Here is an 11,726-nt window from a genome sequence, read left to right as displayed (position 1 = left end):
GTGAAACCCTCCTAAAAAAATATTTAAATTTTGTCGAGCCCTACATTACACCTGTTCTCCTATTCTGTAAACTAAGCTTTCGACCGTTTTTTAATCGTATTTTAATATGTATCAATTATTCGAATTGTTCATACTTTTGAAATAATTAAAAAAAAACGAGGGAATTTACAAAAGTAAACTCCCTCGCAAAGATTGTATTAACGACAACCAGCGTTCTATTTTAGGATGGGTTTCAAAATTGGAATGTTGTAATAGTATTCCCCTTTTTCAAGGCAAAAACTTACTAAATTCTAATCAATTACTTTGGCCAAAAAGTAATTTTTCTTACCTTTTCGAATAACCACAAACTTACCATCGAATTCATCGGATGGATTTATGACAAAATTTAAATCGGTAACGCGGTCACCGTTAATGCTTATAGCTCCGTTTGAAACATCTTCCCGTGCCTGACGTTTAGATGGTTCAATTTTTGTGGAAACAAGTAGCTCCACGATATTTTCAGGTGTGCTTGAAATTTCAACGTTCGGCATTTTACCGAATCCTTGCGCGATTTCTTCCGCATTTAGTTCTTTAATATTTCCAGAGAACAATGCTTGTGTTATTTTTTGCGCTTCTTTCAAGTCTTCTTCACTATGCACAAATCTTGTGACTTCTTCTGCCAAACGGCGTTGTGCTTCACGTTTCTCAGGTTCTGTCTCTACTTTTTTCGCTAATTCTTCAATTTCTTCTTGAGATAAGAACGTAAAGAATTTCAAGTATTTCACTACATCACGATCATCTTGATTCAACCAGAATTGGTAGAATTCAAATGGTGAAGTTTTCTTAGGATCAAGCCAAACGGCACCACCTGCGGTTTTTCCGAATTTCGTTCCGTCCGCTTTCAACATCAATGGAATCGTCAAACCGAATGCTTCTGCTTCTGGTCCTTCTAATTTTCGGATCAGGTCTAAACCAGCTGTGATATTTCCCCATTGGTCTGCTCCACCGATTTGTAGTTGTACATCGTATGTTTTATGCAGATGTAAAAAGTCGATGGATTGCAGGATTTGGTAAGTGAATTCTGTGAATGAGATCCCTACTTCCAAACGGCTGGCAACGATATCTTTTGCTAACATCGTGTTGATGTTGAAGTTTTTACCGTAGTCTCTCAAAAATTCAAGTAAAGAGATTTTTGACAACCAGTCGTAGTTGTTCACAAATGTGATATTTGCGTCTTTACCAAACAATTTTCTCATTTGATTGGAAAGTGCATCCACGTTATGTTGCACTTGTTCCATCGTTTGCAACACACGTTCTGTTTTACGGCCGCTTGGGTCGCCGATCGTTCCTGTTCCGCCGCCAATCAGAATATATGGATGATGGCCTGCCAATTGGAATCTTTTCATCATCATAAATGGGATCAAATGTCCGATATGCATCGAATCACCAGTTGGATCAACGCCGCAATAAAGTGAAATGCTCTTTTCTTCAACGAGCTCGCGAAGTCTTTCTTCGTTTGTTTGCTGATTAATGGCGTCGCGCCAAGTTAATTCATCAATAATATTCATTTTACTGACCTCCGTGTAGTTTTTTATGAAAGCAGGAACCTGCTAGCATGCGTCATTAAGTATTTCTTCGGGATGGAAAATAAAAAAAGTCCCTTGGCATATAGCCAAGGGACGAAATCTCGCGGTACCACCCAATTTGTATGTCTAGATATCCAACATACCTCTCAAACATTTAACGCTGTCGCGTGGCAATCACTGCCAGAGACTCCTGAAATGTAATTCGCTTTAAAGCATGTACTGGTTTGCAGCAACCACCAGCTTTCTGAAACATTGGCTTTAACAACTACTTCGTTTCGATCTTCGTCTTGTTATTATTAATATGTGTCTATCATAGAGCGCAACTTTTTCTTTGTCAACAGAAAAAGGATATTTTTTTTAAATTCCTCATTTTTTCTTTTTTGAATCCGTTCTAATCCCGAACATTTTATTTTTAATATTGTTAAAAGAAACTATTTTTTCTGTATTTTTTCTGCAATTTATCGAGAAGTCACTTTACTTTTCCTCTTACTCTTTCTTCGTTACAATGAGCAATGGGACGAGTAAAAAAATGAAAAAGCAAGGGACGAGGTATATGGAAAAAAAGCAAAAAATTATTTTAGGAGCTACTTCTGCTTTAACTGTCGTTATTTTAATTTTAAGTCTGTTTTTTGTCATCCGAGCATACACAAAAAAAGAACCGATCATTCCTGAAAAAAAAATAACAGAAAAGACAAAAGAGCCAATGGATGATAAGCAACAGCTAGTTACTCAAGCAAAAAATCTGGCACAAAGCTATGATTATGACCAAGCGATTGCTTTATTGGAGAAAAACAGTAAAAACGGATCTGCAGAAACACAGCAACTTCTTCAAACACTGAAAAAGGAGAAAGAACAACTGATTGACTGGTCTGATCCTACTCAGATCTCTCACGTCTTTTTTCACAGCTTGATTGTGGACCCACAAAAAGCCTTCCACTCTCAACAGTCGCAAGGATATAAAGACTATATGGTAACTGTTGAAGAGTTCAACCGTTCGATCGAACAACTCTATCAAAATGATTTTGTTTTAGTCAATTTGAATGATTTGATCCAAAAAGATGAACAAGGAAATCTTTCCTTTAACGGACTCGCGCTACCTGAAGGAAAAAAACCATTAGTTCTTTCGCAAGATGATGTCAGCTATTATGAATATATGGATAATTCCGGTTTTCCTAGCCGATTGGTCGTATCAAATAACAATGAAATCAAAAATGTTTATAAAGAGAATGATAAGGAAGAAATTGGGGACTTTGACATGGTTCCTCTGATTGATGCTTTTGTCAAGAAACATCCTGATTTTTCTTATCGAGGCGCAAAAGGCACCTTGGCCCTGACGGGTTACAACGGTGTTTTAGGTTATCGAACATCCAAGTCTCAATACGGAGATAACGAGAAAACAAAAAAAGAGATCGAAGAAGCTAAAAAAGTAGCTGATCAGTTGAAGAAAGATGGCTGGAGCTTTGCTTCCCATACCTGGGGACACTTGAATATGACTCAAGCTTCATTAGAGGATGTCAAAAAAGACAATGAATTATGGCAGCAAGAAGTTGCACCTATCCTAGGAAAAACAAATATCCTGATTTATCCATTTGGTGCAGATATTAGCGACTGGCAGCCTTATTCAGCAGAAAATCAAAAATTTGTTTACTTAAAGAGTCAAGGTTTCGATATTTTCTGCAATGTAGATGCTTCTACTCCCGCTTGGGGACAATTAGGTACGGATTTCTATCGAAATGCTCGAATCAATATCGATGGCATTCGGTTCCAATCAGATTTAGACGGACAAAACCCTATTCTTGATCCATTCATCAACGTTCATGATGTCTATGACAAAGAAGCACGAGAATCCGCTTGATTTTACGTCATTTATAAACCAAAAAAGCCGAACTGACATTTTATCGTCAGTTTCGGCTTTTTTGGTTTATTTCCTCTTCGGCGCGATTCCCTTGATCAGGACTTCTGTCCATTCTGCTGTATATGGAAGCAGTTTTGCGTATATCTCCGGCTTAGAAATTCCTTCTACCATTGCTTGAAAATAGAGGATCAAGAACTCATCCGAATATTTCAAATCCACTTTTCCCTCTTTACGCCCTCGATGGAAAAGATCAAGCATGATACTGAAACTTTCTTGCGTATACGCATCCATCGCGTCAGAAAATTCTTTTTTTTCTTTTTTTGTATAGTATGTCATCAAATCGATATAAAATTGTTTGTTCACTCGATTGAGATAGCGGATTTTATTTTCACTCATGGCAATCAACGTTTCTTCAAATGGAAGATTTTCCGCAATCAACGCTTTCGCTTCTTGCCCTAAATCATTCATAAATGTGAAAAATACTTCATAAATCAGCCCTTCCTTGCTGCCAAAATATTTAAAAATCGTCGCTTTACTTACCTGAGCGCTCTCAGCTACCTTATCCATCGTCACTCCGGCGGTTCCTATGTCTGTGTTCATCAAGTCAAAAGCTGCTTGTAAAATCTCTTTCTTTTTCTCTTGTGCTCTCTTTTCAAAACCGTTCATTTGTAGAGCCTCCCGTAATTTTAAACTTTTATAATATATATAGTTCAAATTTATTCTGAGGTTTATTATAACTATCTATTGAGAAAGTATCAAGCCAGCAATTCCTTGTTTATGAATTCATTGACAGAAATTTATAAAAAGAATATTATGTACTAAAATAATAAAAAAAGTTTTATAAAAAGGCATAAAACCATTTTATTAAACCGTTTAATCTTATTTAGTATATATTTTCAAAAAAAGGAGTGGGGTTTTTATGGCAGAAATCGTCAAAGTCACACATTTGATAAAGAACTTTGGTCGTTTCGAAGCTTTAAAAGACGTCTCTTTCACCGTACATTCAGGTGAAGTCGTTGGATTTATCGGACCAAATGGTTCTGGAAAATCCACGACGATTCGGACACTTTTAGGGATTATAAAAAAAGACGGCGGAACGGCAACGATTTTTGGTCAAGATGTATGGGAAGATAGTTTATCTATCCATGAACGTCTTTCTTATGTTCCAGGTGACATCTCTTTATGGGGAAATTTGACTGGAGGAGCGATCATCGATCTCTTCATGAAGCTTCATGGAAAAGGGAACGCTCAAAAAAAGGACGAACTGATTCAACGTTTCTCTCTTGATCCTAAGAAAAAAGCAAAAAACTATTCAAAAGGAAATCGTCAAAAAGTGGGCTTGATTGCTGCTTTATCTGTTGATTCGGATCTCTATTTATTTGATGAGCCTACATCTGGTTTAGATCCCTTGATGGAAACCATTTTTCAAGAAGAAGTTGAAAAACTGAAAGAACAGGGCAAATCCATCCTGCTTTCTTCTCATATTCTCAGTGAAGTCGAACGGTTGGCAGATAAAGTCGTGATCATCCGCGAGGGAACAGTCGTAGAAGAAGGAACACTCGATGAATTGCGTCATTTGACCCGCTCGACCATTACTATAGAAACAGAAGCAGATAACAGCCACTTAGCACAATTGAACGGTGTCCATGATTTTGTGCAAAAAGGCCACCTTGCTCAATTTGCTGCTGACAACGAAGCTTTCGATGTGATTTTAGCTGAAACTTCCAAATTAGGAGTGAAAAAATTTGAATCTATTCCACCGACTCTTGAAGATTTATTCATGAGGCACTATGAAGGATGAGGAGGAATCGAAATGACTGATAAATTTTCACGCTGGTCCACCCTTTTTTCTCAAAACCTTAGCCGTGACTGGAAAAAAATTTTGATATGGCTAGTCGGTGTCACTGCTTTTTCTGGTGGTTTTGTCCCTGCGTTTGAAGAATTGACTTCAGGACAAGGGTTAGCTGGATTATACGAAACAATGCAAAATCCGGCAATGATAGCAATGGTCGGACCAACTCCCGCTTCGAATGCTGCTGAGTATACTTTAGGAGCGATGTATGCAAACGAAATGTTGCTTTTTTGCAGTTTGTTTGCTGCTGTGATCTCTGTTTTGCATGTGGTGAGCCAAACGAGAAAAAAAGAAGAACTTGGTCTGATTGAACTTATTCGTTCCTTTCGAGTCGGACGTCAAGCAAACTCTTTAGCTGTCATCGCTGAAAGTATTCTGATCAATTTGCTTTTAGCAATATCGATCAGCTGTACGATGATTTTTTTTCAAGCAGATTCGATCACTGCAGAAGGTGCTTGGCTTTTTGGGCTATCTGTAGGTAGTACGGGGATTTTGGGGAGTGCCGTTGCACTGTTTGCTGCACAACTGATGCCAAGTTCAGCCAGTTCGAATGGTCTGTCTCTAGCGTTTTTAGGTGGACTCTACCTTCTAAGAGCAATAACAGATGTAGCTGTTTCCTCCCTTTCGATGTGGAATCCTTTAGGCTGGTCTTATTTGACCTATCCATTTACAACTAATAACTGGATTCCTTTGCTTTATTTGTTTTTGTTCAGTCTCATCTTGATAATCAGTTCATTTGTTTTAGAGGAACATCGAGACTTGAACACCGGCTATATCCCCGAACGTGAAGGAAAACCGTATGCTAAACGTTCTCTTCTATCCTTGCGTGGTTTATTATTCTATCTAAATAAAGGAATGACAATCAGTTGGCTTATCACTTTTGGTTTGATGGGGGCGGCATACGGCTCTATCTACGGGAATATGCAACAGTTTTTAGAAAGTAACGACTTAATGAAACAGATGTTTATCCAATCTGGCGTCTCAATTGAAAAAAACTTTACAAGCACGATCATGGTCGTCTTGATTTGTCTAGCTGCTATTTTACCAATTGCTAGCATCAATCGTTTATTTACAGAAGAAACCCACGGACGTATGAATCAGCTGTTCGCAACAAAAATTTCTAGGAACCAACTTTATTGGACAAATCTATTACTAGCGATCCTGTTTTCTATATTGTCGATTCTGATTAGTTCTGGTGCGCTAGGACTTTCTGCTTTGGCATCGATGAAGGATGCGAAAGATATGGATCTATTGCTGTTTCTTAAAGCCGGATTCAACTTTCTGCCTGCTGTTTTAGTGTTTATCGGGATGAGTGGCTTTCTATTCGGATGGCTTCCTCGAATGGGTAAATTTGCTTATATCTACTTAGCTTACTCCTTTGCGCTCAATTACTTTGGCGGGATTTTGGATTTGCCAGAATGGTTCTCCAAAACAGCGGTCCCTAGCTGGGTACCACGGATGCCAAACGATTCTTTCGATCTTTCCGTATTCCTTACGTTATCCTGTATCAGCCTTGCACTGATCGTCCTTGGTGCTATCGGTTATAGGAGAAGAGATTTAGTGGAAGGATAACAAAAAAGAGCATGTTCAATTTCATACTAGCCTCCAAATTGGGATCAAAAATCCAACATTTGGAGGTCATTTTTGTATTTACAAGTCTTCTAACTGCTCTTTATCAATGATCCAGACTTCCCGATTCTCTCTTTTTACATAACCATTCTCCTCTAATAATTTAAATTTTCTAGATAAAGTTTCGGGGGTCGTACCGATAAATGCAGCAAGTTCTTTCATTTTCATTGGCAGGAAAAAGTGATTCTTCCCTGTCGCTTTAGCTAAATCAAGCAGATAGACAGCGACTCGTTCTTCTACTTTTTCCATCATCAAAAAAGTTGTCTGCTGCTGTACTTTTGTTAATTTCTCAGCGTTGATTGCTAAAAGTTTCAGACTAAGGGCGGGATAATGCAGTAAAAGTTCCGAGAAATCTTTTTGTCTCAATACACAAATTTCCGTTTTTTCTAGTGCTTCGCCAAATAAAGACTCATTTGGAACGCCTAGCAACTGGCTCTCTCCCTCATATCCGCCCGGCTCTACTACTCGTAAAAGCTGTTCCTTTCCGCTAGCAGATAATTGATACACTTTCATACTGCCGGAAGCCACGATCACTAATTGAGACTCTCCATTCGGCGCAAGAATCTGTTCTCCTTTTTCCACTTTTCTGTGTGTCACTAGCGAGTGGATTTTTTGCTGATCTTCTATCTCGAGATGATTGAATAATGGAACGAGTGAAACACACAATCCTTCATGTCTCATAGCAGATTCCTCCTTTGGATTTCTTCCTTGTTTGTTATTCTACTTGTTCTTTTAACTTGGTTAATTGATTTGTATCAAGATTTTTCTTTTTGTGCGATAAGTAAGCAGACACATGCCGTTTATGACCACGATCAGAATACTCATTTCATGGAAAAGCATACCGCTTGCCATCTCGGCCACCAGGATCAGACTCTCGGTAATAATGGTGATGAGTGTTTTATGTCCTAAAATCATTTTTTGATACTATCTACAAGTAAAATTGAAAATTGCCGCTTATGTCAAATAGGAGCTGTGACAAACGCCTTGTCACAACTCCTATTTTTTGAATAAACGGTGTTCTCCTGCCAACTCCTCGGGTACAAGTCACAATATCATCAAACATGAGAAGCTGTTTTTTGAAATTGTTCCTTGTGACTCAGGGTTAAACGGCAAGTTCACAACCTCTTCCTTAAACGGTATTCAAAAGCTTGCATCTACGATACTAAGCCCAATCAGATGAAAAATATGGAAAGCTATTTTTCTCTGCTTGTTCTTACTGCTTGATGCAGAATAGCTTTTTCACAACCTCTTTATTACTGTAGCTGATTTTCTAAAAACTTACTAACATTCGGCTTTTTTTACTAAATGCCGCTGTTACTTTTTTGCCGAAACGACCCTTTACTGCTTTTTCCAATCCAGTCGTTGCAGAGGATACCGCTTTTTTTGCCGTGCTTGCTTCCACCTCTGCGGCTTGTTTCGCCTTTTTGCATTTCGTGACTTTGTCTTGAGTCATCGCAATCCCTAAAGATCTTGCTGAGATTTTTTGTATCTCTTTCTGGTAGTCTTCCCAAATTTTTTCCTCTAGAACGATCACTTATTATCTCCTTTCCTGTTACTTTTTGTTTAATCGTTGCAGATCAGCACGATAACGGCGTTCGACTTCATCTTGCTGATCATAGATTTTTTTTCGTTTCTGCATCAATTCATGAGAGAACCTCTCTTCTAAACGTCTGAGTTCTTTTTGTGCAAAATACAAAGAATCCTTCGAGCATTCAAAGGAACGCACCGAAAAACGTATATTGGAATAAGTCGTTTCTGCCAGCTGCTGCATGTTCTTTTGCATCTGTCTGAGCTGATCTTCCTGATCTTCTAGCTGCAGTCGTTCTTTTCGGTATGTTTCATGAATCTGGTTTTCTTTTTCCATCTCACTACTCCTTGTTTTAAAATAATTGTCGTGCCAAGTCCCGATCACGTTGGACCAGCTCATTGATTTTCGCTTCGATCTCTTTTGCCAAGGTAGAGAATTCTGCTGAAAGCTGCTTGATTTTGAAGATTTTTTTTCCCGGAATTCCTGCGTAGGTTCATCAACGATCGTCTGCTTTGTACAACCGACTTCTCGCAGAGCATCGAGCATTTCGTTCTGAGACAAAAGCGGTGTCTGTCTGCGGACCATCGCAAGACCATCTGGCCACAGCTGTTCCAAATCACGAATCCCACGCTGGTAAATGACTAGCACTTGTTCCATCGCTTGATTGAAGACGGAAGCCGCATGTTTCACGATCATCAGCGCCTGCTGGTCGTCTAAATAGATCTGTTCATTAGTCGATAAACCGCCGCTGCTCGCTGTGAATCTTTTCCGCCAAGTCACTAGCTTGGAGAAAGCACTGATTTGTAGCTGGAGCCACTTGTTTTCTTCTTTCAGTTGACTGATCCGATCTTTCTCCCATTGATTTTTTTCGCCATATGTCTCCATTTGACGGATCATAGCTTTGTTTTTGATGATTTGCTGGGCGAGTAAGGTCTTTTCGAGGGCGACCCCTCCATGTTGGTCGGAATAGATGACGATATCGCCATATTTATCGATGTAATTCCCGTTTTTGTCGAGATTGAACTGATTTAGATCGTGTCCATAGTTTTTCCAGCCGGCGTTGTCGATTCCGAAACTGTGAAATGGCAGTTGGCCTTTCCCGCCAGTCAGCCAGCCACTAGTCACGATGTCTGAAGTGTCATACAGATTGATGATCTGCCCTTCATAATTCATGAGCTGCTTCTCACTCAAGCCTGGGCCTGCCGCTGCATATGTAAATCCGTGATAACCTTTTAAAACAGCGACATAGATTGCCTGCGCTCCACCTAAAGAATGACCGGTCGTGGAAATGGTGTAGCCGTCTTTGACAGAATAGGTCTTTTCGATTGCATCGGCATACGCTAAAGCCGACTGGAAGGCGCCGTTGTCGTGTTTGTCCTCAAAGCCGACTTCTCGGATGTTCGTTTTCCAGTCCTGCCAGTTTTTAGTGCCCGCGTAGGCGATGGTCAGGTCTTTTTTGATGACCGATTTGGGGTAGTCGGCTTGCTTTTTCAAATCATCTTTATCATAGCCTTTGTATTTATCCTTGATTTCAGCCACGACCATGGCCTGCATACCGTTTTTCTTTGGTGTTTTTTCTTTTCCGATCGTATGTTTGTCGGTGTTTACCGTATCAAGAATTAAATATTCATTGCGTTTCCCCGTTCTATCACCATTTTTAATTTTTCCTACTTCTACTTGATAAACTGTTTCTGAAAAAACTCGATTCTGATTCATCAGTCGATCCCCCCATCATAGAATGTGACGATATTCATGGGTATGCTCCTATTGGTCTCTTGGTCTTTTCTACTGAGATAATGATCTTGCCCTTGTTTTTCTATACCACTATCAATCCTATAGATCCACTGACCTGTTTCTGCAGACTTTACTCCTAATGTCGCAGTGTGGGAAAGCAGGTCATTGATTTCGAAGTGTACCTCTAAAGATTTCATAGGGGTTACAGAGAAACCTGTAAATTCTATTTTTTCGATGTTGAAATATTGCCTAGCATTTTTTAAACTCTCTAAGTATTCGTCATCTGTTATTGTTCCATTACCACCATTGTATTTCTTATCTGCTTCATCGATTTTGTCCTTATCTTTTGTATAAATCTCATAATGATTATACAAATAATTTGCCAGATCGGTTTGGATGGTACGCAGTTCTTCATTGTCTTTTTCTCTTCTATCCATCAATATTTTCCCTCCTATACTCAGTGCGATGATGACGATGACTCCTCTGAAAATGATTTTTTTCATGCTTGCTCCTTCTTACTTCTCTTCGTAAAGAAAACGCTTTAAATGGATTTTACCATAGGCTTATCAGTGAAAAAAGAAGCCTTTTTCTTACTTTTCCTTGTTTGATAACGAAATGAATATTTTTTCATTTTTTCTGTTATGTAAATCGAAACATATATACAAAAGAATGAGCAGGATGCAAGTAATCGTCGTTTTTTAGAGTTCGTTAACCGTTATGTTTTTAAATTTGTTTAAATTTTTATTCTGATTTGGCTGATGGAAAAACCAAACAGACACCTGCGAAAAAATCATTTTTTTGCAGGTGTCTGTTTATGTTGCATCATGAGAGCAGTGGATTCGATGATGTGCCATCTATTTAGTACGCAACGCAATCAGCTTTTTCATAACTTATTTTTTATCGCATGATACAATGGCGCTAGTTCTTTGAGCGCCTCAGCAGTTTTCTCTTCGATGTTTGTGTATTCATTTGGAGAAAAAAACAGTTTGCCAAGTTGGAAGGTTCGATTGCCCATTGTCTCTCGCAGCTCTTCTTGCTTGCTCTTATCTGATAAATAAACGGATAAAGGCAAATGATCTTCCAGCTCATTTTCAGGCTGAGGCCAGATATAATATTCTTCAATCGCTACCTGAGTACTCCATTCCTGCAGTAAAGATAGCAATTGATTGTATCCTTCAACGCTTCCTTCTCTCGTGTCACTTTTATAGTGCTGATACATCAAATAGATTTGGTATTGTTTTTGATTCAACAAAACTGCTAGACAGGCATTCTCGTCTTGACGAGATTCGCTTCGGTACGCGCTCCAAAAATGACTGCGTAAATTCCAGCCATTCGTCCAACTCTCGATTTTAGGTTTGCTCATGCCATACGTATCAGGCAAAAGTGCAGCAGTCTGGAGTTGGATCTCTTTCCATTTTTGCCAATGTGCTTTGTATTCTTGTTTGATTTGTTCGACTTCATCTGGTGTATGTATTTCTTTGAGTTGTTTGAATGCATAATTGTCTCTGTCAAATAACTGATAGTCTTCTTTCATTAGATCCATTTTGTTCCCTCTTTTCTTTT

Annotated in this window: 11 protein-coding genes, 1 pseudogene and 1 other annotated feature; of the genes and pseudogenes, 3 read left to right on the top strand and 9 right to left on the bottom strand. The window is 38.9% G+C overall.

Annotation, left to right across the window (positions count from 1 at the left end; all coding sequences use genetic code 11):
- Positions 1-290 precede the first annotated feature (290 nt).
- Positions 291-1,547, bottom strand: coding sequence for a tyrosine--tRNA ligase (tyrS, locus tag IGK53_RS01795; protein ID WP_002315946.1), 1,257 nt, complete (start codon positions 1,545-1,547; stop codon positions 291-293).
- A 104-nt stretch (positions 1,548-1,651) separates the two neighbouring features.
- Positions 1,652-1,857, bottom strand: a binding site (T-box leader).
- A gap of 261 nt (positions 1,858-2,118) precedes the next feature.
- Between tyrS and IGK53_RS01790 the strand changes: the two genes are divergently transcribed.
- Positions 2,119-3,420, top strand: a complete 1,302-nt coding sequence (locus tag IGK53_RS01790) for a polysaccharide deacetylase family protein (protein ID WP_002329620.1) — start codon at positions 2,119-2,121, stop codon at positions 3,418-3,420.
- A gap of 66 nt (positions 3,421-3,486) precedes the next feature.
- Here the strand turns inward: IGK53_RS01790 and IGK53_RS01785 are convergent, their stop codons facing one another.
- The gene (locus IGK53_RS01785) at positions 3,487-4,086 is read right to left on the bottom strand and encodes a TetR/AcrR family transcriptional regulator (protein WP_002329621.1); all 600 of its coding nucleotides are present in this window, start codon (positions 4,084-4,086) and stop codon (positions 3,487-3,489) included.
- A 253-nt stretch (positions 4,087-4,339) separates the two neighbouring features.
- Between IGK53_RS01785 and IGK53_RS01780 the strand changes: the two genes are divergently transcribed.
- Positions 4,340-5,221 carry an ABC transporter ATP-binding protein gene (locus tag IGK53_RS01780; protein WP_002329622.1) on the top strand — a complete coding sequence of 294 codons (882 nt, stop codon included), beginning with the start codon at positions 4,340-4,342 and terminating at the stop codon, positions 5,219-5,221.
- Between the two features lie 12 nt (positions 5,222-5,233).
- Positions 5,234-6,844, top strand: a complete 1,611-nt coding sequence (locus IGK53_RS01775) for an ABC transporter permease (protein ID WP_002292594.1) — start codon at positions 5,234-5,236, stop codon at positions 6,842-6,844.
- Between the two features lie 78 nt (positions 6,845-6,922).
- Here the strand turns inward: IGK53_RS01775 and IGK53_RS01770 are convergent, their stop codons facing one another.
- The 7 genes and pseudogenes from IGK53_RS01770 to IGK53_RS01740 form a co-directional block, all read right to left on the bottom strand.
- Complete coding sequence (locus IGK53_RS01770; protein WP_002292592.1) at positions 6,923-7,582, bottom strand: Crp/Fnr family transcriptional regulator; 660 nt, start codon at positions 7,580-7,582, stop codon at positions 6,923-6,925.
- 60 nt (positions 7,583-7,642) lie between these two features.
- Positions 7,643-7,753, bottom strand: a complete 111-nt coding sequence (locus IGK53_RS01765) for a cadmium ABC transporter ATPase (protein ID WP_162499746.1) — start codon at positions 7,751-7,753, stop codon at positions 7,643-7,645.
- Positions 7,754-8,171: 418 nt separating this feature from the next.
- Complete coding sequence (locus tag IGK53_RS01760) at positions 8,172-8,435, bottom strand: hypothetical protein (protein WP_002329623.1); 264 nt, start codon at positions 8,433-8,435, stop codon at positions 8,172-8,174.
- 18 nt (positions 8,436-8,453) lie between these two features.
- The gene (locus IGK53_RS01755) at positions 8,454-8,765 is read right to left on the bottom strand and encodes a hypothetical protein (RefSeq protein WP_002292588.1); all 312 of its coding nucleotides are present in this window, start codon (positions 8,763-8,765) and stop codon (positions 8,454-8,456) included.
- Between the two features lie 16 nt (positions 8,766-8,781).
- Positions 8,782-10,145: pseudogene (locus tag IGK53_RS01750) on the bottom strand (DUF2974 domain-containing protein).
- Positions 10,145-10,666 carry a hypothetical protein gene (locus IGK53_RS01745; protein ID WP_002329625.1) on the bottom strand — a complete coding sequence of 174 codons (522 nt, stop codon included), beginning with the start codon at positions 10,664-10,666 and terminating at the stop codon, positions 10,145-10,147. Before IGK53_RS01745 ends, IGK53_RS01750 begins: the two are co-directional and overlap by 1 nt.
- A 380-nt stretch (positions 10,667-11,046) precedes the next feature.
- Positions 11,047-11,706, bottom strand: coding sequence for a glucose-6-phosphate 1-dehydrogenase family protein (locus IGK53_RS01740; protein ID WP_002292583.1), 660 nt, complete (start codon positions 11,704-11,706; stop codon positions 11,047-11,049).
- Positions 11,707-11,726: the final 20 nt, after the last annotated feature.

Source organism: Enterococcus sp. DIV1224, from assembly GCF_050555455.1.
In the GTDB taxonomy this organism is placed as follows: domain Bacteria; phylum Bacillota; class Bacilli; order Lactobacillales; family Enterococcaceae; genus Enterococcus_B; species Enterococcus_B lactis.
The sequence above is the reverse complement of the archived record's forward strand: the minus strand, read 5'-3'. Positions and strand labels throughout refer to the sequence as shown.